The following is a 24,812-nucleotide window of genomic DNA, read 5'->3' on the forward strand; positions in this document are numbered from 1 at the left end:
AGTAGCGAAAGTGGTGCGGCAACAACAAAAGCTACAAGAGCTAACCGGCAATGAGTGAACTCATAATCGAAGAGCGCCGTCTTGTCGTTTATATCAACGATGATATTGTCGGCGAGTTGCGCGAGCAAAATGGTTTATGAGCAAAAGGCTACTCAAACCCCTTAATTTGACACAAACGGAATCAAAACTAATATACCTATTTCGCCTCAAATAACGGATATTGCCAAATATCGCAAAATGCGATATTATTTTAAGTGTAAGGATACACATTGCGAATTATTACTAAAAAGCGAATAAAAGATGCCATGCTCGCCTACCCGCAATGGCAGATAGGCTTAGATTTATGGTGTCAGGTTTTTGACCAGAAGCAGCTTAACGCTAATTCTTATCAAGAGATTAAAAAAGCATGGTTAGATGCTTCAGGTTGGAACACAGATCGTATTGCCGGGAAACGGCTTAAGAACGAGCATGGCGATTATGGTTCAGTGTTTGATTTGTATGTTTTCGATGTTCACGGTACTGATTGCCGGATACTTGCAAAACTGGGTCATGACATATTGTTTATCAGAGGCGTTTTTTCGCACGCGAAATACGATAAATGGTGTAAACAAAATGTACACCAGGGCAAATTAAAGAGGTAGCTGTTATGAATGCTCAACAGGATGATATTTTAGCGCTTGGGCAAGTTGCTTCCGCACTGAGTGCAACAGCAATGAAATTTGCAGGTAGTGCAGACGAGCTTTTTCGTTATACTTCTATGCCAATAGAGTCAGAAGGCGAAGTCCTCGAACGTGCTGAGGTTATGGACTATTTAACGGATCTCGCCACGCACGATAATGACCTTGTTTTAGTCTTTGCTAACTCTATAGCTGATCGCATTGAAGAGTTTGAAAAGCAAATGGATATGCCCAAAGTTTCTGTGGCGGAGCGTTTGCGTTTGCTTATGGACTCAAAGTCCGTGAAGCAGAAAGACCTTAAGAACGTGGCTCCACAAAGCGTTATCAGCGAAATTTTAAACGGAAAACGTAACGTTAATTTAAAGCAAGCCAAAGGCTTATCCACATTTTTTAACCTACCCGTGGACTATTTTGTGGACTGATATGTCCACCACGTCATGTACATTCAATCCATAACGCTCGCGGATTTTGGCTGCCAGCGCCTGTCGCGCATCGGTTTCGCCATGAATTAAGCGTATGCGCTTAACCGGCTCTTCGGTGGCGTCAATAAAGTCCAGCAGCTCTTGCTGGTCGGCGTGGGCGGAGTAGCCGCCTAGGGTATAAATGCCCGCTTTAATCCAGACACGTTCGTGGTCAAGCTCAACATAACCGCCGCCCGGACCATACTGCTGAATATCACGCCCCGGCGTACCCGCCGCCTGATACCCGACAAACAACACATCAGTGCGTGGGTCGGGCAACAAGGCTTTTAAGTAGTTAAACATGCGCCCGCCGGTACACATACCGCTGGCAGCTATAACAATGCAAGGGTCACCGCTGCTCTGCAGAAGGTTCAGAATGCGTTCGTGTTCGCTGTGCTCATCAACCGTCAGCAGGCGGTCAAAATTCAGCGGGTGGCGGCCGTCATCCAAACGTTTGTGAGCGTCCTCGTCCCATAAGTTTTTCATAGCCCGGTATTGTTTTGTGAACTGTGCAGCAAGCGGTGAGTCCAGAATAACCGTCATTTTATGCCATACCGGGTCAGCTACTCCGGTTTCAGCCTCCAGCTCACGCGCCTGGTGAATAATGTCTTCCAGTTCGTATAGCAGTTCCTGAGTACGGCCAATACTAAAAGCCGGAATTAAAATAACACCTTTGTTCTCCACACAACGCTCAACCACCGCCTTTAACCGCTGAGAGCGATCAGCGCGGGACTCATGGTTTTTGTCGCCATAGGTACTTTCCAGCAACAGAAAGTCGGCGCGTTCTAACGGCGTTGGGTCGGGCAGCAGTGGTGTGTTTTTACAACCTAAGTCACCCGAGAACACCACGCGGTAGTGAGTGTTCACATTTTCAATTTCAACATAAGACGACCCAAGTATATGTCCGGCCTGACGAAAGCGGAGTTTAAAATGCTCGGCAGCAAACTCGGCGGGTAATTCAAACCAGTTATCATAAGCAAAAGGACTCAGCTGGCGCCGCAGGCGGGCAATAACCGCATCAATAATCTTTGCGTTACGGGTTAAGCCGACCTTTAAGGCGTCCTCAATGACCAGCGGTAGCAACAGCGCGGTGGCTTTGGTGCAGAATATGGGGCCGGTGAAGCCCGCAATTAATAACCAGGGTAAACGACCAACATGATCAATATGGCAGTGAGTGACCACCAATGCCTGTACCTGGCTTATACCAAAATCAATTTCCTGTGAGCCGGCGTCCGCACCCGTGCCTGAGGTTTCAGCGCCCTGAAACAGCCCGCAGTCAACTAACAGTGAGTGGTCACTGTCTAAAAATAGCTCGTGGCAAGAGCCCGTAACCCCTTCAAACGCGCCGTGGTGTATAACGTCCATGTGTTGGTTCTGTCTTGCTTAAAACAACAAGATTACACAAACAGACGGAAAAGCGCTATCGGATAAATGGGTGATATTGGACTACTTCAAATAACCGAGGTTTTTAAGTTTACAGTTGGTTATCTTTTTTGATAACTAACGGTAGACCCACCCTTTTATTTAATATACATTAGGTTATCAAATTTGTTAACCTAATGCGCACCTATGAGCACACATCAGTTGAAAAGTAAGTTACATGCGTTGCAGAAACATACACGCCACGCGCTTGTATCAATGCCACAATTCAGGATGTTAATGCCGGAATACTCAAACGATGCGTTAAAAGTACGTCTAAATTACCTTGTAAAAAAGGGCGTGCTTCAAAAGGTTTGTCGGGGAGTATGGGCTTTTCCTGAAAGCCACTATTACCACTCGACGAGTATTTTACACCTACCGCATTTGGTGCGACCATCAAGCCTTAATTACCTCAGTTTGGAATCTGTACTCAGTAAATATAGCGTTATTAGTCAGCAGATGTTTGATTACGCCACGGTAATGACAACGGGGCGGAATGGAACATTCAAAACTCCCCTTGGAACGCTTGAGCTTACACACACTAAGCGTGACCCAATGGCTATCACTAATGAAACGTATCCATTAGATGATTATCCATTGAGAGAAGCGACGATAAGGAGAGCGTACTTAGATTTGAAAAATGTAGGACGGAACCTTGAATTGGTTGACCAGGATGCCTTAAACGAGGCGGTTACAATGCAGTGCGCACAAGGGAGTGATGATGAATATTAAATCTCTGGCGCAAAAAATTTGTGCTGATTCGCCTGAGTTAGCGGGCCTTACGACAACAGTTGAAAAAGAGCTTCTCCATTATGAAGTATTAGCTTCAATGGCAAAGCACGGTTTTCTTAAACAATTGACCTTTCAAGGTGGTACCTGTCTGCGAATGATGTATGGCTCGAATAGACTATCGGAAGATTTGGACTTTGTGGGTGGCGCGAATTTCGACTTTGATCAGCTAGCCCATCTTCGCGATTGCTTACATGAAGACCTGTCGCAAAGGCACAACCTAAGAGTCAATGTTACTGAACCCAATTACGATAAACTATCGGATAGAGAAGCTATTCAGGTGGGCCGTTGGAAAATATCTATTGAAACCGAACCTGAAAAGAAAAGCCTGCCATGGCAGAAAGTTAAATTAGAAATTGCAACAGTTGTTGCCCATACGCAAGTTCTAAGGCCGCTTGTAAAAACCTATCCTAGTGTTCCGGATGCCTACGTAAGTATTCTTCTCAATTGTGAAACTCTAGAAGAAATTGCCGCTGATAAATTTGTTGCGCTAGCCCTGCGCCGCGCTATTAAAGCACGCGACGTTTGGGACATCGCTTGGTTAAATCAGCGTAATGTACAGGTAGATGCGGAGTTAGTTCGAACCAAGTTTCAGGACTATCATCAAACTACCGGTTTTGAAGCGCTTTCCGGGCGGCTAAAAGAACTACCATCTTATATGGCTTCAGGTGATTTTGAGCAGGAAATGCGACGCTTTCTACACTCATCAACGGTCGCTAATAGTATTGAGCAGGATGGCTTTGTCGACTATCTTGCCGATACCGTGATCCGAATGGGCGACCAGCTATTACGAGCGCAAAGTAGTGGTTCGCCAAAATTTAAGATGTGAGTAAGCGTAGCCTGACACTTGTGTCAGGTGCGATATACCCAGTTCAACCACCGCCAAACGTGCCGTGCTGAATAACATCCATATCGGACAAAAGGTGTATTGGATTACTTCAAATACCCGAGGTTTTGCAGGCGGTACTTCATAGCATCGCGAGATACATCAAACTTACTACTGAACAGATCGAGTAGTTGTTCAGTTGTAATTTTGCGTTCTTCTTTTTTTAAAACTTCACGTAACCTATCAACTTCCTGCTTAATTAATACAGCAGGCATTAACAGTTGAGCTGCGAAGCGGTTAGCGCGCATTTCTCGGTAAGTACTTGTTTCATCACGGTTAAGCGTGACAATACTGTCGGTTATAACTTCGTCGTAATTACTATCATCAATATGTGGGTATACATCGTACACAAGGTGTCCAAGCTCATGAGCAAGAGTAAAACGTTGTCTTACTGGTGGCTCAGTCGGGTTTACCCAAATATGAATAGAATGAACCTGCCCGAAGTCATCTCTTTCAACTTTGACAAAGCCAGACTTTGTCAAATTCTCAAAATCGAGCTCGTTGCTAAAGCGAACACCAGCGATTGATTTGACTAAGGAATCGACATCAATAGGAAGTTCCAGGTCGGCAACAGGTTTGCCCGTGCATTTTTCAAGAAAATCATTGGCAGAGCGCACATTCTCAAGTTGCTGAACAGAGAAAACAGTATTTTTAAATGCTGTTGCAGTCATTATTCCTTCTTCCCACAAATTTTAAAAATTCTGGTGTAAGTGCCATTCAGCACCAATTTTTAATTAGCCGCAACTAAAAGAGCACTAAAACCTATAAATGATAAAACATTAAAACCTAGAAAACATAACGGGGTAATAATACAACGCCGCCGTCGTTTCTGGCATCGCTCCTGACGTAATAACGTCAGTCTACAACTTTTAGCGTTATAGTTATGTGAAAAAATCATTTTAACGTGATAGTTATGTAATTTTTATCATTTTGCGCTATAGTTATGTCTACTACTAAAAAGCAGCGGGTGCTTTATGACTGAATTGTATTTCTCAACAACAACAGAACAAAGCCGCGAATTGACTCGCCGGGAGAAAAAGGGCGAGCTAAAGCGCCTGTATCGGGGAGTTTATACTGATGCTAGTTACGAAGAATTAACGAATCTTGTTCTAAGAGACTGGGCCAAAATAGTTAATTATTTGCTACCTAACGCTATAGCGGCTTATAGAACGGCTCATGAGCTACGTCCAGTAGAAAACACCGTGTTTGTCGCTGATGCCGTGGCGGCGCGCAGAACCATCGATATTGCGTCCATTTTAACTATTTATATTTGGCCGGGCTCAACCAGCGACCTTGTCGAACCGTTTTTGCCCGAAATGAAGCGCTCCGCACCAGCTCGTCAGTATTTAGAAAACTTAACGGTGAGTCGCTCTAAAGTAAAAAAGAGCCTGGGCCAAAGTTGGGTGGAGGAGCGCCTGTGTATTGAACTTAAACGAACCAATAATGAAGGCAGTTTGAATCAGATACGCGACCAAGCACGAGTTTTTGCCAATAAACAGGGGTTTGAAACTGAGTTTGAAAAATTAAATGCTATTATAAGCGCTTTGTTGACAACCCATTCAGGTGAATCGATATTAAAAACCGAAGTGGGCCTGGCTAGTGCTAAGCAAGAACCGTTTGACGTGCATCGCATTGCACTGTTTAAAGACCTGGCCAATTACCTTAAGCGCTGTCAGTTACCCAAATTACCTTATGAATACAATAAGTCTGGTTGGAATCACCTCGCTTTTTTCGAAAGTTATTTTTCAAATTACATAGAAGGCACAGAGTTCGAGATTGACGAGGCGGAACAAATCGTCTTCCAACGCAGTGAAATTAATAATCGACATGCAGACAGTCATGACGTTTTATCTATCTACGACCAGGTGGTCGACTACCAAGGCATGAGCATTACACCCGAAACACCTGACGAACTAATTGAAAGCCTGCAGCGCCGTCACTTCGAATTTTTGTTTGAGCGCCCAGACAAAAACCCCGGGCGATTTAAATCGAAAGTAAACAAAGCTGGTAGCAGCACTTTTGTAAGCCCAGATGATGTCGTAGGCACACTAACGCAGGCGTTTGCCATTTATAAGTCGGTGCCTGAGGGGCTCGCCAGAGCCATATTCTTGCAATTTTTAGTGTCAGAATGTCATCCATTTGACGACGGTAACGGCCGGCTGTCACGTATAATGATGAATGCTGAGCTGCACGCAGCAGGCGAATACAAACTGATAGTACCGACAGTGCATCGAGACAGTTATTTGAATGGGCTTAGAAAAGCCACTCGTGATGGAAACTTTAAAACCCTGGTAAAAGTGTTTTACCAACTGCAACGCTATACCGCATCTATAGACTGGGCGGACTATGGTGAAGCAAGAGACACGCTGGAAGCGCATAAAGCCCACTTGTTACCGGATGAAGGCATCGCTGACTTTAACCGGCAGATTCGTCAATACCGGTTTACCCCGCCAGCCTCGTAGCCAACCAAAGGAACCAACCGCTCAAAATATCGTCAAAAAGGTGCAACAAAGCCTTTGTAGGGCAAGGGCTGCATGCGGTATCATACGCGCTTGATCTAAATTTAATGAAACACAATTACAACAACAAAATAACAGCACCATCGGTCTATGGGAACCGCAGCCTATGGGCGGTAGCGTGCCCAACCGTTGCAGTCAGGGTTAAAAACGAATGAAAATTGCAGTAGCAGGTACAGGATACGTAGGTTTATCGAATGCGGTTCTCTTTGCGCAAAATAATCAGGTTATCGCAGTCGATATAGACGAAGAAAAAGTAGAAAAAATTAATAAAAAACAGTCACCTATAGTCGACAAAGAAATCCAGCTTTTTTTACAGGAAAAGCCCCTGGACCTCAGCGCCACCACCGACGCGCACGCGGCATACAAAAGCGCCGACTTTGTGGTTATTGCCACCCCCACCGACTACGACCCGCAAACCAATTACTTCAATACCAAAACCGTTGAAAGCGTTATAAGCCAGGTAATGGCAGCGAACCCTAATGCGGTTATGGTTATTAAGTCGACCATTCCGGTGGGTTATACACAGTTACTGAAAGAAAAGTTCGGCACCAACAACATTCTATTTTCGCCAGAGTTCCTGCGCGAAGGCAAAGCCCTGTACGACAACCTGCATCCGTCGCGCATTATTGTCGGCGAACGTTCAGAGCGCGCTGAAACCTTTGCTAACCTGCTCAAGCAAGGCGCAGAAAAACAAGACATTGAAATTCTGTTTACCGACAGCACCGAAGCCGAAGCCATTAAGCTGTTTGCCAATACCTATTTAGCCATGCGTGTCGCCTACTTTAATGAGCTAGACACCTACGCAGAAGTGCACGGTTTAGACACCAAACAAATTATTGAAGGCGTGTGCTTAGACCCTCGCATAGGTTCGCATTACAACAACCCCAGCTTTGGTTACGGCGGCTATTGCCTGCCAAAAGACACCAAGCAGCTTCTCGCCAATTACGACGACGTACCGCAAACCATGATTAAATCGATTGTGGACGCCAACCGTACCCGCAAAGACTTTATTGCCGACCAAATTATTGCCAAACAACCCAGCGTAGTTGGCGTGTATCGTTTGGTTATGAAGTCGGGCTCAGATAACTTTCGGGCGTCGGCCATTCAGGGCATTATGAAGCGCATTAAAGCCAAAGGCATAGAAGTGGTAGTGTATGAACCAGAGCTAAAAGACGAACGCTTTTATAACTCCAGAGTAATAAACGACTTAAATGAATTTAAAGCCGTGTCGGAGTTAATATTGAGTAACCGGCTGGCAGACGACTTAAAAGACGTGCAAGCTAAGGTGTATACGCGCGACCTTTTTAATAACGATTAGCCATAACAACGACTAACCTATAAGACAACGCAATGACTGACGAGAATAACAAACAGAACCATCCTGCACCTTATGGCCCGGGCCAATACCCGCCAAATTTTTACGCACAGCCTTACCCGCAGGACGACGAAATCGATCTGCGTGAGCTGTTTGGCATTATCTGGGACGGCAAATGGTGGATTATTGCCATTACCTTTGTGTTTGCCGTGGCATCGGTTATTTATTCATTAAGCTTGCCGAATATTTATAAAGCCGAAGCGACTTTGGCGCCGACGGAAGAGGCTCAAGGGCAAGGGTTTGGTGAAGAAATAGGTGGTTTGGCGAGCTTAGCGGGCATTAGCGTGGGTAAGCAGCAAGTTGATAAAGTAACCATGGCTATGGAAATACTGCAGTCGCGCCAGTTTATTAAAAACTTTGTGGAAAAGCATAACATTTTGCCTGAGGTTATGGCTGTTAAGGAGTGGCACCAGCCAAGTGGTGAACTCGTTTTTGATGATGAAATATATAATGCTGACACTAATAAGTGGGTCAGAGAAGTAGAGCCTCCCAAACAGCCAAAGCCGAGCAGTTGGGAGTACGTCAAAGTATTTCAAGACAGTATACTATTAGTTGAAAAAGATGAAGAAACGCCAGGGTTGATTATTGTTGCTGTAAATCACCAGTCCCCCGTTATTGCTCATCGCTGGACTGACTGGCTTATTGAGGACATTAACAACCACATGCGTCAGCGCGACATTAAAGAAGCTCAAAGCAGCATGGAATACCTGCAAAATGAGCTGGGTGAAACCAATTTAAGCAGCATGCAACAGGTGTTTTATCAGCTTATTGAAAAACAAATACAAACAGTCATGCTGGCTAATGTTCGGCCTGAGTATATTTTTCAAGTATTAGACCCTGCCGTAGTTCCTGAACAAAAAGACGCGCCCTCACGCGCGTTAATCTGCATTATTGGCACCTTCTTAGGTGGCTTTTTGTCGTTATTAGTTGTTTTTATCCGCCACTTAGTGCGTAACAGCAAAAAAGACGCAACCTGACGCTTATTCCCCCAACACGTAACCTGACGTTTCACGTCAGGTGAGATGCCAAAATATTCAAATGAACTCAATGAAAATATTAGTAACAGGCGGCGCCGGCTTTATAGGCTCAGCCGTTATCCGACATTTAATAAATGATACAAACCACAGCGTAGTAAACGTCGATAAGCTGACGTACGCAGGCAATTTAGAAAGCTTAGCTTCTGTCAGTAGCAGTTATCGATATGCCTTCGAGCAAGTCGATATTTGCGACGCAAACGAAATAAAGCGAGTATTCGAACAGCACCAGCCCGATGTCGTCATGCACTTAGCGGCGGAGTCACATGTTGACCGCTCCATTGACGGCCCCGGCGAGTTCATGCAAACCAACATTATTGGCACTTACACGCTATTAGAGCAGGCAAAGGCATACTGGAAAAGCCTAACGGAAGTTAAACGGCAGACATTTAAGTTCCACCATATTTCGACCGACGAAGTATACGGTGACTTACCCCACCCCGATTCTCACACAGGTGAATTGCCACTCTTTACCGAAACAACGGCTTATGCGCCTAGCTCTCCCTACAGTGCATCAAAAGCCAGCAGCGACCACTTAGTCAGAGCCTGGCAGCGAACTTACGGTTTACCAACGGTTATTACCAACTGTTCAAACAATTACGGTCCGTACCACTTCCCTGAAAAATTGATTCCGTTAATGATTTTAAATGCCCTAGACGGTAAACCCTTACCCGTTTACGGTAAAGGAAACCAAATACGCGACTGGCTGTACGTAGAAGACCATGCGCGGGCACTCGTAAAGGTTGCAACACAAGGCAAAGTGGGTGAAACCTACAATATTGGTGGCCACAACGAAAAGCAGAATATTGACGTAGTGACCATCATTTGCAAAATACTCGATGAATTAGTGCCAAGTAATAGCTCATACAAAGAGCTGATAAGCTACGTTGAAGACCGCCCTGGGCATGACATGCGCTACGCCATTGATGCAACTAAAATAAAGAATGATTTAGGCTGGGTACCAGAAGAAACATTCGAGTCAGGTATACGCAAGACCGTGCAATGGTACCTGGACAACCAAAAGTGGTGTCAGCGAGTGCAGGACGGCAGCTATCAGCGTGAGCGTTTAGGAAACTCTCAGGCAGGAGAAAGCGCATGAAAGGAATAGTATTAGCGGGCGGCTCGGGCACGCGGCTATACCCAATAACAAAAGGTGTGTCGAAGCAGTTACTGCCAATTTATGACAAACCGATGATCTATTACCCATTGTCTGTACTAATGCTGGCAGGTATTCGCGAAATACTCATTATTTCCACACCAGAAGACCTACCTAATTTTGAGAAATTACTAGGCGACGGCTCACAGTTCGGCATAGAGCTTAGCTACAAAGAACAACCAAGCCCCGATGGACTAGCCCAGGCCTTTATTATTGGTGAAGAATTTATTGGTGATGACAGCGTGTGTTTGGTGCTTGGCGACAATATTTTTTATGGTCAAGGATTCAGCCCTAAGCTTAAACATTCAGCAAGCCAAACTTCCGGTGCAACAGTATTTGGCTACCAGGTGAAAGACCCTGAACGTTTTGGGGTGGTTGAATTCGACGACAATAAACGCGCCATTTCAATTGAAGAAAAGCCTGAACAACCAAAGTCAAACTATGCCGTTACTGGGCTGTATTTTTACGACAACGACGTTGTCGAAATAGCTAAACAAGTAGAACCCTCTGACCGGGGCGAACTTGAAATTACCAGCATTAACCAGGCCTATTTAGAGCGCGGTGATTTAAATGTTGAATTATTAGGCCGCGGCTTTGCTTGGCTTGATACCGGTACACATGAAAGTTTACTTGAGGCTGCTCAGTTTGTAGAAACCATAGAAAAGCGTCAGGGCTATAAAATTGCCTGCCTGGAAGAAATTGGCTACCTACAAAACTGGCTGAGCTGGGAACACGTGCAGCAAGCCGGCCACGATTTGCGCAAAAATGGCTATGGCGAGTATTTACTCAGCCTTAAGCCTAAAAAGTAATAACTATGATACCTGTAACCAAACCCTACCTACCAAGCCGCGAAAAGCTCGACAAATACATAGACGGTATTTATGAGCGTGAATGGCTTACAAATAATGGTCCTTTAGTACAAGAGCTCACCAAGCGTTTAGAAGAATACCTTGGTGTTGAAAACTTACTACTAGTTTCTAACGGAACACTGGCATTACAAATTGCGTATCGCGCTCTTGGGGTTAGCACCACAAACCGCGATGAGAAGCCTGAGGCTATAACTACTCCTTTTACCTTTATAGCAACAGCAAGCTCGCTTAAGTGGGAAGGCGTAGAACCGGTATTTGCCGACATTCACCCCGATACATGGTGTTTGGACCCTAAAAATATTGAAAAAGCAATAACGCCTCAAACTAAAGCTATTGTACCTGTGCACGTGTTTGGTAATGCGTGTGACGTAGAAGCCATTGATGAGATAGCGAAAGAGAACAATTTAAAAGTCATTTACGATGCGGCTCACGCCTTTGGAGTGAATTATAAAGGTGAAAGCCTATTGAAGTATGGCGATGCGTCCATTTTAAGTTTTCACGCAACTAAGCTGTTCCATACTATTGAGGGTGGGGCCATTGTTTTTAAGCGAAAAGAAGACTTAGAAACAGCGAAGAAAATGATCAATTTCGGTATAACCGGGCCAGATGCTATAGAAGAGCTTGGAATAAACGCAAAAATGAATGAGTTTCAAGCTGCTATGGGGCTCTGTGTTATGGATGAATTGAAGTCAAATCTTTCGGCTAGAAGTGAAGTCTGTAGGCGTTATAAAGAAGCGGTTATGGTTTCCTTAAGCTCTGAAGTTCAGTTGCAGAGTTATCATAATGAGACTTCAAATAATGCAGCTTACTTTCCAGTAGTCTTAAAAAGTGAACGTAAAGTCTTAGACGTCCTCAATGGAATGCAGAGAAAAAATACTCAGCTACGGCGATATTTTTATCCTAGTTTAGATACTGTTCCGGAATTTGAAAGCAGTGAAATGTGCAGCATATCCAACAGCATTTCAAAACGAGTGCTGTGTTTACCAGTATACGCATCGTTGACAGAAAAAGAGCAAGATAGAGTTATTTCAGAACTTATTGATTTGGCTAAGAGTTCCTAAGTAATAAGAATAGAGAAAGGTATTAGTTGAAAGCATGAAGCACAATAAGCATAACAGTTCATTCACTTTCGAGTATGAGCCACTAGAGTTTAATAAGTTTACAGAAAAGTCACTGTTACAGGTTTGTCTAGGGGCAACTCTATATATGCCCGCGACAAAAGAGATAACGAATAAGATTATTAATCTTGAAATACCACATATTAAATCTATGGTGATGTGCTTTGAAGATGCGATTGCGTACCATGATTTAGAAAGAGCAGAAGCTAATGCTATTCAACATTTAGAAGTTATCAGTACAAATTTGGATTCTAGTATCTCCGTTAACGATATACCGTTGATATTTTTTAGAGTCCGAAGTATTGAGCAGTTCGTAAGCTTTTCTAATCAACTGAGCAAAAAGCAACTCAGTGTACTAACAGGATTTGTTTTTCCAAAGCTTTGTTCTGAAAATGCTGATGCTTACTTTGATGTCTTACAAAATATAAATGAAAAGAATCGCGTTAATCTATATGGAATGCCGATATTAGAGAGTAGTGAAATTGCATATCGTGAGACTCGCTCTGAGGAATTGTTTAAACTAAAATGCTGCCTTGATAAATATCAAGATCTAGTTCTTAACATTAGGGTTGGTGGTACTGATTTTTCTTCGCTATTCGGAGTTCGTCGAGGGATAAACTCGTCAATCTATGACATTTTACCAGTTAGAGATACTATTTCGGATATTCTGAACGTATTCAATCGAGCTCAAGACGGTTATACGGTTTCAGGACCCGTCTGGGAATATTTCTTGGCGTCAAAAGAAGACAACATCCACGACTATCTTTATGAAAACATTCATCGCTCAATACTAACTAAAGAACCAATTCTCAATGACGCTGTTGACGGTCTACTTCGTGAGGTGGTTCAGGATAAGGCAAACGGAATGGTTGGAAAAACAGTTATTCACCCATCTCATTTAAAGTATGTGAATGCAATGCAGGCCGTTACTCTTGAAGAGTATGACGATGCTCTGCAAATCACTGGAGCTTCCGGTGGTGTAATAAAGAGTTCGAGTCAAAATAAAATGAATGAGATTGGCCCGCATCAAAGTTGGGCAAATAGAATTACTTTGAGAGCACAAGCATTTGGAGTAATTAAGAATGAGCAGCAATATATTCAACTTTTCCTAGAGTCATAGGACTTACGCAGGAATATTTTTGATAGAGGTTTTCATGAAAGATACGCGCGAATATTTGTCATCGATAGGTTTGCCGTCTGGTGATGCTTATGAATTAGAGTCATCGGGAAAGCGTTTTAGTGATGGTGGGCAATATCGCTTTGAAGTGCCAGGGATCCAAGGGCCAGCAGCTATGGAGTCGCTACTTGAAACCGTTTCAAACCTGGATATCAATATTCATCGTGTAACTCAAACGAAAGGTATTATGCTGTTAACTGACGCAGAGATATCGTCTATGGTTAAGATGGCTTTGGATGCGCAGGTTGAGTTGGTGCTCTCTATTGGTCCTCGGGCGACATATGATACTAGTGCATCTGTTTTAACGAACGAAGGACAGCGCATGGGATATAGGCTTCGAGGACAAGAACAGATTGTGAGAGCGGTGGAGGAAGTAAAACGAGCCAATGCACTGGGTTGTAATTCATTTTTACTTTACGATGAGGGCTTGCTTTGGTTGTTGAATCAGGCGCGAGATGCTGGATTTATTTCTCCTTCATCGAAGTTTAAAATTTCAGCACATTGCGGTCATGGTAATCCTTGCTCAGCTAGAATGCTTGAGTTGTCAGGCGCGGATTCGCTAAATCCAGTCCGCGATATTCAATTACAGATGCTAACAGCTCTTCGAATGACGATATCGATCCCGCTCGATGTTCATACCGAAAATCCTGCCTCGTCTGGTGGTTTTATCCGACATTATGAAGTACCGGAAATGATTAGAATAGCTTCACCTATCTATCTTAAGACTGGTGGCTCTGTAGCAAAAAGCCACAGTTGGGATACCTCTGTAGCTGATGCGAAAGCTCGGGCTAAGCAAGTAACTTTAGTTCAGCGAATGATAGATGCTTATTATCCTGAAGCAATAGCATCACCAAAGGGATCAATTTTATAAGTTATGCAGATTAAACAGCAGACAAATTTACCAAAACTAGTTTTAGGCACTATGACATTTGGTGAGCAGGTTGAGAAAAAGGAAGCAATTGAATTTCTGACATTAGCCAAATCAAATGGGATAGAGTTGCTTGATAGCGCTTACGTATATAATAACGGTCGAACTGAGTTGATGTTAGGAGAACTGCTGAGTGAAGCTGATTTCTCTGGTTTTTCGCTAGCCACCAAGGTACATCCAAGAATATTTGGAAACCTTAACTATGACTCGGTGATCAAACAGTTTGAAGAATCTCTTAATCGGTTGGCTGTTGCGTCAGTTGATATTTTGTACCTTCATTTACCGGAGCCAAATAGTCCTATTGAAGAGACATTGAAAGCATGTCATGAACTTTATAAGAAAGGATTATTCAAGCGACTTGGACTTAGTAATTATTCTGTAGAAGCTTTTTCAGCAATAAATAAAATTTGTGACCAGAATGGATGGATTAAGCCAACTGTTTATCAAGGTCTTTATAACGCTGTCAGTCGAGATGTTGAAACCGAATTGCTTCCATTTTTAGAAGACAACAATATTGAGTTCCAGGCATTTAACCCTCTTGCGGGAGGTTTGTTGGCTGGTAAATATAGTGATGTCAGGAAGACACCCGCTGCAGGACGTTTTTCATTGAGAGCAAGCTATAGAAAGCGATACTGGAGTGATGATTACTTCAAGGCAGTGGAAAGAGTGAAGTCTTTATCGGAAAGTCTTGGTCTTCCACTTGCTGAGGCAGCTATAAGATGGTTGATAAATCATTCGAAGATGACAACTTTATCAAGCTCCTCGGTGATTATTGGGGCCTCCAAAGTGTCTCAGTTGGAACAGAACATTAAAGCTGCTTCTGGTGGTAGCCTACCTGAAGATTTGATTGTTGCATTTGATGATGCTCACCGGATAGCTGAGCCAAACAGCCCAAGCTACTTTCAGAGTTACAAAGCTTAAGTTGATAGGATTAGGTTAGATTGAGTTATTCACTTAGTAAGCGATTTACAAGGGTAATATATGGGGTGATAGAGGGTGTCATAGAGCCCTCTTTGGTTGAGCAGGTTAAATTGTGCTTGCTAGATTATTTAGGTGCGACGAATGCAGGAACTCGTATTAGTAGAGAAAGAATTACTAAGTTTTTGAAGTACTGTCAGACAATCGAATCTGGTGTCAGCCCGATCGGTTTTAAGGAACGTTTATCCATTAGTTCCGCAGCATTTGTGAACGGTCTGTCTTCTCATTCTGCAGAAATGGACGATGGATATCGTTTTGGTATGTCTCATCCTGGAGCGCCAATTTTTTCCGCCTTGTTGCCAATTGTGCAGTCTAGACCTGCTGATATACAGTTATTCTATAAAGCTGTAATTGTAGGTTATGAAGTTGTAACTCGATTGTCTGCTGCTATGCAGCCTAGTCATTATGCAAAAGGATATCACCCAACGGCAACATGCGGTGCAGTTGGTGTGGCGGCGTCAGTTGCTACATATCTGGAAGCCTCTGAAGAAGAATTGCATAATGCTATTGTAGCCGCCGCAACTTGTTCCGGTGGCTCTTTGAAAGCGATAGAGGGTAAGTCGGATTTAAAACCTCATAATATCGCAAACGCAGTAAGTGTGGGGATTAATGCAGCATATTTGGCTATGTCAGGTTTTAAAGTACCTGAGGATGGTTTTAGTGGCGACACTGGATTTTTCTCTGTCATGTCGACAAAACCAAACTTAGACGAGTTAATGCGAGTTGAATCTAAACATTATGGAATTATGAATGTGTACTTCAAACCGTATGCTGCCTGCCGTCATGCTCATGCCTCTATTGAAGCTGCATTAGAAATTCGAACAAATCCTAGCTTTGATAGTTCACTAATTGAAAAAGTGGAAGTTAGAATATATGAATCAGTTATCGGAAAGCACGACGATACGAATATAGTCGGTGTTAACTCAGCAAAAATGAGTATCCCATTTTCTGTTGCGTTGGCATTGCTTCGGGGTTCGGCAAGTATTCGAGACTTTCAATCTGAATCAATTTGCAATCAGACCTTATTAAGGTTGTGCAAGATTGTAGAAGTGATTGGCGACAGTGACCTTTCAAAATTAGTTCCTGTGGTTCGTCCTGCAGTAGTCACAGTTATACAAAAAAATGGAATTCGGGTTGAGCAGCGAGTTGATCTTCCGAAGGGAGAGCCTGAGAGTGCTATGACACATCTCGAGGCCGAAAATAAGTTTACTGAACTTAGTACTTACTCAGGAATAGCCAATGAGAAAATTGAGAACTTCTTGAACGGCTATTGGGACCAGTGGAGTTCGGTAAACGCAAAATTAGAGCAGTTATTGTAATTACTAATTAGCGGAAATTAATCATGATTCAGCAGAAAACTTTTTTTAATAAGATGAGAGAATTAGGTATTAATTTCCTCACAGGAGTTCCAGATTCATTACTAAATGAATTTTGCCTATATGCTCAAACAAAATATTCTTCTCACGAGCATATCATTGCAGCAAATGAAGGTAACGCAGTTGCAATCGCGTCAGGCTACAATCTAGCGAGTGGTGAAATACCCTTGGTATACATGCAAAACTCCGGTATTGGGAATTCAATGAATCCGCTGCTTTCGCTAACTAATAAGGAGGTCTATTCAATACCAATGGTACTGCTTATTGGATGGCGAGGTAACCCCGATGAAGGTGATTGGGCACAGCATAAACAGCAAGGAATATTAACTCCTATTTTAATGGAGAATATGAATATTCCGCATAGAACTATTAGCTCTGCTAACGATGGTGTTGATGAATTAGACTGGGCTTATAAAACTGCGCAACGATTGAATTCGCCTGTTGCGATTTTTGCTAGTAAAGGACAATTCGAACAAGGGAAGAAGAACCGGATTGAAGAGTCAGATGTGTTAGAACTGAGTAGAGAGCAGGCTATTACTGCGGTTGTCCAGTCTATTCCATCAGATGCGATTGTTGTTGCCACTACTGGTCGTGCATCGCGTGAGTTGTATGAGGTTCGTGAAGCTTTAGGAGACTCTCATGAAAATGACTTTCTAAACGTTGGTGCCATGGGGCATACATCACAGATTGCTCTTGGGTTAGCTATAGCTTCACCAAAACGTAAGGTAATCTGCCTTGATGGTGATGCGGCATTGTTAATGCACATGGGTGGAATGGCGATTAGTGGAAATAGTGCTGTTTCGAATCTCATTCATATTGTGCTTAATAACGGAGTGCATGAATCTGTCGGAGGGCAACCATCAGTAGGATTTAAAGTCGATTTTACATCAATAGCAAACGCATCAGGCTTCAATACACAGCAGTCAAGTATTGTTTCAAAAGATGAAATTGAGCGGGTATTGAAAAGTATTTTGAATAATAACTCGCTAAGCGCTCCTAGTTTTATTGATATTCATATTAAAAAGGGGATGAGAGCAGATATGCCACCATTAAAGGTTGACCATAAAGAATTGAAAAATAAGTTAACTGAGAGTATTCGTCCCAAGAAAAATCATATTTAAGCGTCATTATTCATGAAAGATGTTGCAGTAGTACTGGGTGGCACACTCCCCCATGTAGCGCTTATTGATAAGTTAAAATACCGTGGATATTTCGTCGTACTAGTAGATTATTTGCTTACTCCGCCAGCTAAACCTTATGCTGATATGCATATACAAGCGAGCACTTTAGATCCTGAGGTTGTACTTAGAATTGCAGTTGAATATTCTGCTAAACTGGTAATTTCTTCTTGCGTGGATCAAGCAAATGTTACAGCTGCTTTGGTGTCGGAAAAACTAGGTCTTCCTCATGCCTATAGTTATGAGATAGCCCTGTCTGCTACTGATAAGTCACTGATGAAAAAAAAGTTTGTAGCTGGTGGAATTCCTTCCGCTAAGTATCAAATTTTAGATCTTGCCGATACAACTCAATCGATTGAAGTACCGTTCCCGAAGATTGTTAAACCCGCTGATAGTAATAGTTCCAAGGGCGTACGAAAAGTTCTTGATAATGAGGAATTAGAGAACGCAGCTTCAGCGGCGAGGGAGATCAGTAGGAATGGAAAAATTGTAGTTGAAGAGTTTATTGAAGGAACAGAGGTCGGTGCTGATTTTATTGTATTGGACGGTAAGGTTCACTATCTAACCAGTAAAGAGCGCTTGAAAATTGCGAGATCCGGAGTTGCCGTAGAGCAGATTTCTGGGTGTATTTGGCCTTCACCAAGTTTAGAAGGGGTAAAGGCGAAAGTAGTTGATGCTGCGCAACGCATTGCAGATGAGTTTGAATTATTGAATACGCCTCTCATGTTGCAAGGAATCATCCGAGATAATGACTTTTACGTCATAGAATTTGGTGCTCGTTTGGGCGGAGGTGAAAGCTTTAGATTAGTTAATCAGCTTAGTGGGGTTGATTATTTGGAACTATCAATAGCTACCTGGCTGGGTGAAAAGTGCGCTATTGAGATTTCTGAAAGCGATGCATACTACAGTGATACATTCCTCTATACTTCGGCTGGGGTTATCAGTGAAATTAACGGGTTGGAAGAAGCTAAGATTGATGGCCTATTAGAGTATTACAATCTGTACAAGGAAGGTAACACTTTAATGTCTGGGGGCTTATCCAGTAGCGATAGACTTGGCGTTTTTGTTTGTAAAAGTAAGTCGTTAAAAGAGCTTGCTGAATTAAGGAGACTTATCCTGAGCCGCATAGAGATTGTTGACTCCAATGCGGTCAATATACTTCGCCGAGATCTTTACAAGTTTAATTAAGGAAATAGAAGAAGATGTTAGAAACAAGCTTAACCGCTACGACTTTAAGCGATTCGTTTTACTACTCTGGCATGTTCTCGGATCAGAAAATGGCAGGGGTATTCTCTGAGAAATCTAGGTTAGAGTCTTGGCTGAAGACGGAAGTTGCACTAGCCGTTGCAGAGGCATCACTTGGAATTATCCCAGTTTCTGCAGCAGAAAATATTGAAGCATCAGCCAGACTTGAGAACCTTGATTTAGAAGCCATGAAGGAAGAATTCGATAAGGTTGGTTTCCCGATAATGCCCTTGGTACATCAGTTGGCCAAGGCTTGCGACCCTGAAGCCGCTCGGTTCGTGCATTGGGGCTCAACTACGCAAGACATTATTGATACGGGGTTGGTGTTGCAAATGCGCGAAGCGTTGAGATTGCTGGAGCACGACCTCGACGAGATTATTGATGCAATGGCAACGTTGGCTGGCGATCATAGAAATACGGTTATGGCAGGGCGAACGTTTCAACAGCAAGCTGCGCCTATTACCTTTGGCTATAAGGTTGCAGTTTGGCTAGATGAAATGTTACGACATAAGAAGCGTTTAGAAGAGCTGAAACCAAGGGTTTTGGTAGGTCAATGTGCAGGTGCTATTGGTACTCTTGCAACACTTGGAGAAAATGGGGTTGCCGTACAGCAAGCGATGATGAAAGAGCTCGGCTTAGGGTGTCCTGACGTTACTTGGCATACGGCTCGTGATGGTTGGGCTGAATTAGTTAACTGGTTAGTATTGGTAACCAGTACTCTTGGTAAAGTTGCAACCGAAATCGCTACACTGATGCGCACAGAAGTCAATGAAGTGCGTGAACCATACGAAAAAGGTCGCGGCGCGAGTAGTACACTTCCTCAGAAGCGGAATCCAATTGCCTGCCCACGAATCATTTCTATTGCGCATCGTATGCGAGAATTCTCAGGTTCACAGTTTTCAGCAATGATTCAGGAGCACGAGCGGGCAGTGGGTGCGATGCCAATTGAGTGGATGATTATTCCCGAAGCCTTTATGTTGGCCTCCGGCAGTATTTCGCAAAGCCTCTCAATTCTTAAAGAGCTAGATGTCGATGCAGATCAGATGCGCGCTAATCTCAACTTGAACGGTGGCCTATTGATGGCTGAAGCCGTCATGATGGGGATAGCTCCTATTATCGGTAGAAATCAAGCGCATGATGTTGTCTTTGGCGCAGCAGGACGAGCAAACGATGCCGGTATTGAATTTCGTGAAGAACTCTTGAAGGACAATCAGATTATGCAACACCTGTCCGTCGAGAAGCTGGATGAACTGCTCGATCCGGCGAACTATACTGGCTCGGCAACCGCAATGGTTGATGCGGTACTTGGTAAACTTAAGAATAATCGGAGTAAGTTATGAGTAAGCGTTGGCAGAATCGTCCTGAAGGCTCAAACTGGGGAGACTTCGGTGATGGTGATCAACAAGGACGCTTGAATCTTATAGATGAAGCCAAGGTTCTGCAAGGGGTGGCTGAAGTAAAGGTTGGTAAGACGTTTTGCCTTAGTTTGCCACTCGATTTACCTGGCGGGAATGTACTTAGCCCAGTCCGTTTTCCACCGCAGTTACGCCCTGTTATTCGAAACGACGAGCCGTATTATAACTATGAGTGGCGGAAAAAGGATCCGAGATTTACTGACATAGCTGCTGATGACACGGTGCTGCTACATACTCAGTATTCAACTCAATGGGATAGTTTGGCTCATCGAGGTTCACTTTTCGATGCGAATAACGATGGTGAACTTGAACCTTTATATTATAACGGCTTTCGCGCGGGCAGGGATGTCGTTATGGAAAATGGGCACACAGTTAGTGCCAAAAAGCTAGGTATTGAAAACATGGCTGAACATGGTGTTCAGGGCCGAGCTGTACTCGTAAACTTACACAAGCATTTTGGTAACTTCCCAAGAAAAGAAGTTGGTTACGATGACTTAATGAAAGTTTTTGAAGCTGACCAAATTGTTGTAGAGCCCGGAGACATACTCTGCTTATGGACAGGGCTTGATAAGTTAATTATTGAGATGAACGGTGAACCTGATCGTTCATTGCATAATGCTTGTGCCGTGCTCAATGGTCGGGATGAAAAACTCTTGGAGTGGATAGCCGCGAGTGGTGTAGCGGCTATAGCGTCCGATAACTTAGCTGTAGAAGCTGTTGGTAAAGAAACGCCGGATTGTAGTAACACTATCTTACCAATTCATGAGCTTTGCTTGTTTAAACTTGGTATTCATTTAGGTGAATTGTGGCACTTGTCTGAGCTAGCAGAGTGGCTTGAAGTACACAATCGTAAGCGCTTTCTACTAACAGCACCTCCTTTGCGTTTAACGGGTGCTGTAGGTTCGCCCACTACGCCAATAGGTACTGTTTAGTGATGAGCAATTATTCATTGAAGGATATTAATTTACTGACCCAAGATGAGTTAATTAATCAATGGGTTGGTAATAAAGATGAAATTAATCCTCTGGTAACAATCTCATGTACGGCGTTCAATCATGGAAAGTTTATTGAGGATACGATAAAAGGATTCTTAATACAGCAAACGAACTTTCCATTTGAGGTTATTATCCACGATGATGCCTCTGTTGATAATACTAGAGACATCATTGAAGAATATAGAGAAAGATATCCAAAGATTATAAAACCGATTTATCAAAAAAATAATGTATATTCAAAAGGTTTAAGGCCGGCAAACTTTATTAAGAAACAAGCAAAAGGAAAATATATTGCGGTATGTGAAGGCGATGACTTTTGGCTTGACTCCGAGAAATTACAAAAGCAGGTCTGTTTTTTAGAAAAAAAACCTGATTATGTCGTCTCATGCCATGATGCGATAGTTGTTGATTCTGACGGAAAGCTTTTGAAAAAGTCCAAGCTTCCAAATTCCGCAAAGAGAGATTTTTCTAAGTTCGAGTTACAGACGGCAGAAGGGTTACTACTCACTCTAACATTAGTATATAGAAATGTGCTTCCAGACGATCCTTTAGAAAGGAAGGGGGTCAGGAATGGCGACAGATTTACAGCTTCAATGCTTGGAGCATATGGAAAAGCTCACTACCAATCAGATATCTCGCCGGCAGTCTATCGAGTTCATTCAAATGGAGTATGGTCAGAGAAAAGTTACTTAGAGAAATCTGAGGAACACTTTAATACTTGGTTTAGTTTATACCGATATTATAAGAGAAAGAATAATAATGAAGCGGCATCGGTTTTTAGAAATAAGTATCAAAGAGATGTTTTAAAAGTAATTCCGGTCAAAGAGGTTTTCAGGGAGCTGACTATCAGGATTACATTCTTTAGAAAGCTAATAAGGTTTTTAAAGTAATGGTGAATATATGAATTTTATTAGAAGGGCGTTAAAAAGGGTTAAAAATGAAATAAAAATAAGACGTAATAGGGTTAGGTCTATTGGGAAAGTTAAATATTTTTGCATTGGTCGTAATAAAACAGGTACTACTTCAATAAAAAAAGCTTTCGAACAACTTGGTTACCCTGTTGGTTATCAAAGAAAAGCCGAAATTCTTCATGATAAATATTATTTTGAAGGTAACTTTGATCCTATAATAAAATACTGTAAATCAGCCCAAGTTTTTCAGGACTCACCGTTCAGTTGTCCAGATACTTTTAAGTATATTGATAAAGCGTTTCCTGGTAGTAAGTTTATTTTGACTGTTCGGGATAGCCCTGAGCAGTGGTATAATTCGATTACTAGATTTCATGCAAAAAAGTATGGGAAAAATGGTAGGATACCGACTGTTGACGATCTGCTTTCAGCTACTTACGTTAGAAAAGGTTCCCCATACAATACAGTTAAACTCCACGGCACTCCAGATAACGACCCCTATAATTTTGAAATAATGGTTAATCATTATAAAAGGCATAATGAAGCAGTTCTCGAGTATTTTAAAGATCGTCCAGATGACCTTTTGGTAATTAACTTATCAAAGCCGGGGGCGTATAAAAAGTTTACTGATTTCCTTGGAGTTAAATCCTCTTATAATGACTTTCCTTGGGAAAATAAAACTTGATGTTCGTCTTAAAAGATTAATTTGATTTATTAGAGTTACTTTTTAAAAATCGATTGCGACAGAGTATTAAAGATTGTCTCAGTTATTAGATGAATTTAGGACCGCTTTATAAATGAGCTCAATTGAAATTTAACGATATGCATCAGATGAACCGAAAAATTAGTGTGGGTGTACTTTGGAACTTAGCAAGCATGTTGTTAAGTCGGGGTTCGTCAACCATATTTACATTAATTTTAGCAAGGCTCCTCGCTCCTGAGAGCTTTGGCTTAATTGCAATGATGATGATAGTGCTGGAGTTGGCACATCATTTTGTTCAGTCTGGCCTAGGACAAGCATTAATTCGCAGTAAAGAGGTATCGGATGTAGACCTTTCCACAGTTTTCGTTACTAATTTGAGTATAAGTGTTTTAGCCTATTTTTTATTGTATATTGGGGCGCCTTGGTTGTCAGAATTTTATGAGCAGCCAGAATTAACCAATTTATTGAGAGTTATAGGGATTGTAATTTTCTTTAATGCGTTAAAAGTTGTTCCAATAGCAATACTAAGTAGACGCATGAATTTTCGTTCCCAGATGCTGGTTGAAACATTTGCGGTTCTCGTATCTGGGGTCATTGCCATTAGTTTAGCTTCTAACGATTTTGGCGTATGGAGTTTAGTTGGTCAGTCAATAACAACAGCCTGTATATCTGCCGGATTATTATTATATGTTACTTCCTGGAAGCCTAAACTATCGTTTTGCTTAGCCTCGTTTCAGCGACATTTTGCTTTTGGTATGAATTTACTAATTATCGGTACTATTCGTATATTGGTGCAAAACTCTTACGTTATGGTTATTGGTCGATTTTTCAGTGCTGAAGTTACAGGGCTGTACTTTTTAGCAAAAAAAGTAAGCCAGTTAATATCACAACAACTTAGTGGAGCAGTTCAGAAAGCAACATACCCGGCTATGGCGACCTTGCAAGATGATAATACTCTTCTACGGAAAAAATATCGTCAAATAATACAAGTAATGCTTTTCATAATTGCACCCATTATGCTGCTACTAGCGGCGCTATCTAAACCTTTGTTTTCACTCATCCTAGGTAGCGAGTGGATGGAAGCGGTGGTTTATCTTCAGCTACTTTGTATGGTAGCAATACTTTATCCTATACACGCTATGAATATTAATGTTTTGAAGGTTAAAGGTCGGTCAGATCTAGTGTTAAAAATTGGTTTGTTGAAGAATACCAGTAGCTTAATACTATTGTTTATTGCACTGCCATACGGTGTTTTTTGGATAGTAGTAAGTCAGCTAGTTAATTCGTTGATATCGCTGATTCCTAATACTTATTTTACAGTTCGTTTGATAGGCTATGGATTAAAAGAGCAAATGCTGGATATTTTTAAGCCTGTTGTTGCAGCTGGTGCGTCTAGTCTAATTGTTTTCTTTGTTGTTGAAACTGCGCCGTTATCAGATGTTTATTTGCTAATGAGCGGTGTACTTCTAGGCGGCTTTACTTTTCTTATAACTTCATTAGTTTTGAGGATTGAAGCATTAACGCTTATTCTAACAAAAGTTCGAGGATGACAAGGAAACTTGATGTGTTACAAAGAGCCTTGTTTTAGGCTGTTACTAGATTATTA

At 42.4% G+C, this 24,812-nt stretch carries 23 protein-coding genes; 21 read left to right on the forward strand and 2 right to left on the reverse strand.

Features of this window, described 5'->3' with window-relative positions; translation table 11 throughout:
* Positions 1-269 precede the first annotated feature (269 nt).
* Both Q5L94_RS08170 and Q5L94_RS08175 read left to right on the forward strand, forming a co-directional pair.
* Positions 270-641, forward strand: coding sequence for a type II toxin-antitoxin system HigB family toxin (locus Q5L94_RS08170; RefSeq protein WP_114981877.1), 372 nt, complete (start codon positions 270-272; stop codon positions 639-641).
* Positions 642-646: 5 nt separating this feature from the next.
* Positions 647-1,099 (forward strand): hypothetical protein, encoded by a 453-nt coding sequence (locus tag Q5L94_RS08175; RefSeq protein ID WP_317497943.1) that lies wholly within the window; start codon positions 647-649, stop codon positions 1,097-1,099.
* Here Q5L94_RS08175 and Q5L94_RS08180 read toward each other — a convergent pair.
* Positions 1,073-2,503, reverse strand: a complete 1,431-nt coding sequence (locus tag Q5L94_RS08180) for an MBL fold metallo-hydrolase (RefSeq protein WP_317497944.1) — start codon at positions 2,501-2,503, stop codon at positions 1,073-1,075. The genes Q5L94_RS08175 and Q5L94_RS08180 overlap by 27 nt on opposite strands.
* 204 nt (positions 2,504-2,707) lie before the next feature.
* On the opposite strand from Q5L94_RS08180, the gene abiEi reads away from it, so the two are divergent.
* Both abiEi and Q5L94_RS08190 read left to right on the forward strand, forming a co-directional pair.
* Positions 2,708-3,289, forward strand: coding sequence for a type IV toxin-antitoxin system AbiEi family antitoxin (gene abiEi, locus Q5L94_RS08185; RefSeq protein WP_317497945.1), 582 nt, complete (start codon positions 2,708-2,710; stop codon positions 3,287-3,289).
* A complete protein-coding gene (locus tag Q5L94_RS08190) occupies positions 3,276-4,175 on the forward strand; it encodes a nucleotidyl transferase AbiEii/AbiGii toxin family protein (protein WP_317497946.1) in 900 nt (299 codons plus the stop codon). The genes abiEi and Q5L94_RS08190 overlap by 14 nt, the downstream gene beginning before the upstream one ends.
* A gap of 104 nt (positions 4,176-4,279) precedes the next feature.
* Here the strand turns inward: Q5L94_RS08190 and Q5L94_RS08195 are convergent, their stop codons facing one another.
* Positions 4,280-4,903, reverse strand: a complete 624-nt coding sequence (locus tag Q5L94_RS08195; RefSeq protein WP_317497947.1) for an ImmA/IrrE family metallo-endopeptidase — start codon at positions 4,901-4,903, stop codon at positions 4,280-4,282.
* A gap of 303 nt (positions 4,904-5,206) precedes the next feature.
* Here Q5L94_RS08195 and Q5L94_RS08200 point away from each other — a divergent pair, with 303 nt between their 5' ends.
* From Q5L94_RS08200 to Q5L94_RS08280, 17 genes are all read left to right on the forward strand, one after another.
* Complete coding sequence (locus Q5L94_RS08200) at positions 5,207-6,694, forward strand: Fic family protein (RefSeq protein ID WP_317497948.1); 1,488 nt, start codon at positions 5,207-5,209, stop codon at positions 6,692-6,694.
* A 208-nt stretch (positions 6,695-6,902) separates the two neighbouring features.
* Complete coding sequence (locus Q5L94_RS08205; RefSeq protein WP_317497949.1) at positions 6,903-8,069, forward strand: nucleotide sugar dehydrogenase; 1,167 nt, start codon at positions 6,903-6,905, stop codon at positions 8,067-8,069.
* A gap of 32 nt (positions 8,070-8,101) precedes the next feature.
* Positions 8,102-9,103, forward strand: coding sequence for a Wzz/FepE/Etk N-terminal domain-containing protein (locus Q5L94_RS08210; RefSeq protein WP_317497950.1), 1,002 nt, complete (start codon positions 8,102-8,104; stop codon positions 9,101-9,103).
* A gap of 70 nt (positions 9,104-9,173) precedes the next feature.
* Positions 9,174-10,259 (forward strand): dTDP-glucose 4,6-dehydratase, encoded by a 1,086-nt coding sequence (rfbB, locus tag Q5L94_RS08215; RefSeq protein ID WP_317497951.1) that lies wholly within the window; start codon positions 9,174-9,176, stop codon positions 10,257-10,259.
* The gene (rfbA, locus tag Q5L94_RS08220; RefSeq protein WP_317497952.1) at positions 10,256-11,125 is read left to right on the forward strand and encodes a glucose-1-phosphate thymidylyltransferase RfbA; all 870 of its coding nucleotides are present in this window, start codon (positions 10,256-10,258) and stop codon (positions 11,123-11,125) included. Before rfbB ends, rfbA begins: the two co-directional genes overlap by 4 nt.
* A gap of 5 nt (positions 11,126-11,130) precedes the next feature.
* Positions 11,131-12,246, forward strand: coding sequence for a DegT/DnrJ/EryC1/StrS family aminotransferase (locus Q5L94_RS08225; protein ID WP_317497953.1), 1,116 nt, complete (start codon positions 11,131-11,133; stop codon positions 12,244-12,246).
* A gap of 34 nt (positions 12,247-12,280) precedes the next feature.
* Positions 12,281-13,423 (forward strand): HpcH/HpaI aldolase/citrate lyase family protein, encoded by a 1,143-nt coding sequence (locus Q5L94_RS08230; protein WP_317497954.1) that lies wholly within the window; start codon positions 12,281-12,283, stop codon positions 13,421-13,423.
* 34 nt (positions 13,424-13,457) lie between these two features.
* Entirely contained in the window at positions 13,458-14,351 is an 894-nt protein-coding gene (locus Q5L94_RS08235) for a hypothetical protein (RefSeq protein ID WP_317497955.1), read from the forward strand.
* A gap of 3 nt (positions 14,352-14,354) precedes the next feature.
* On the forward strand, positions 14,355-15,329 hold the full coding sequence (locus Q5L94_RS08240; RefSeq protein ID WP_317497956.1) for an aldo/keto reductase: 975 nt from the start codon (positions 14,355-14,357) through the stop codon (positions 15,327-15,329).
* A gap of 92 nt (positions 15,330-15,421) precedes the next feature.
* On the forward strand, positions 15,422-16,705 hold the full coding sequence (locus Q5L94_RS08245) for an MmgE/PrpD family protein (protein WP_411161933.1): 1,284 nt from the start codon (positions 15,422-15,424) through the stop codon (positions 16,703-16,705).
* Between the two features lie 23 nt (positions 16,706-16,728).
* On the forward strand, positions 16,729-17,883 hold the full coding sequence (gene aepY, locus Q5L94_RS08250; RefSeq protein WP_317497957.1) for a phosphonopyruvate decarboxylase: 1,155 nt from the start codon (positions 16,729-16,731) through the stop codon (positions 17,881-17,883).
* 12 nt (positions 17,884-17,895) lie between these two features.
* The gene (locus Q5L94_RS08255; RefSeq protein WP_317497958.1) at positions 17,896-19,128 is read left to right on the forward strand and encodes an ATP-grasp domain-containing protein; all 1,233 of its coding nucleotides are present in this window, start codon (positions 17,896-17,898) and stop codon (positions 19,126-19,128) included.
* A gap of 14 nt (positions 19,129-19,142) precedes the next feature.
* Complete coding sequence (locus tag Q5L94_RS08260) at positions 19,143-20,525, forward strand: adenylosuccinate lyase family protein (RefSeq protein WP_317497959.1); 1,383 nt, start codon at positions 19,143-19,145, stop codon at positions 20,523-20,525.
* A complete protein-coding gene (locus tag Q5L94_RS08265) occupies positions 20,522-21,532 on the forward strand; it encodes a cyclase family protein (protein WP_317497960.1) in 1,011 nt (336 codons plus the stop codon). Before Q5L94_RS08260 ends, Q5L94_RS08265 begins: the two co-directional genes overlap by 4 nt.
* Positions 21,533-21,534: 2 nt before the next feature.
* On the forward strand, positions 21,535-22,485 hold the full coding sequence (locus Q5L94_RS08270) for a glycosyltransferase family 2 protein (protein WP_317497961.1): 951 nt from the start codon (positions 21,535-21,537) through the stop codon (positions 22,483-22,485).
* 10 nt (positions 22,486-22,495) lie between these two features.
* Complete coding sequence (locus tag Q5L94_RS08275; RefSeq protein WP_317497962.1) at positions 22,496-23,188, forward strand: sulfotransferase; 693 nt, start codon at positions 22,496-22,498, stop codon at positions 23,186-23,188.
* A gap of 122 nt (positions 23,189-23,310) precedes the next feature.
* Positions 23,311-24,756, forward strand: a complete 1,446-nt coding sequence (locus Q5L94_RS08280; RefSeq protein ID WP_317497963.1) for a lipopolysaccharide biosynthesis protein — start codon at positions 23,311-23,313, stop codon at positions 24,754-24,756.
* Positions 24,757-24,812 lie beyond the last annotated feature (56 nt).

Source organism: Idiomarina sp. Sol25, from assembly GCF_033052775.1.
GTDB lineage: Bacteria > Pseudomonadota > Gammaproteobacteria > Enterobacterales > Alteromonadaceae > Idiomarina.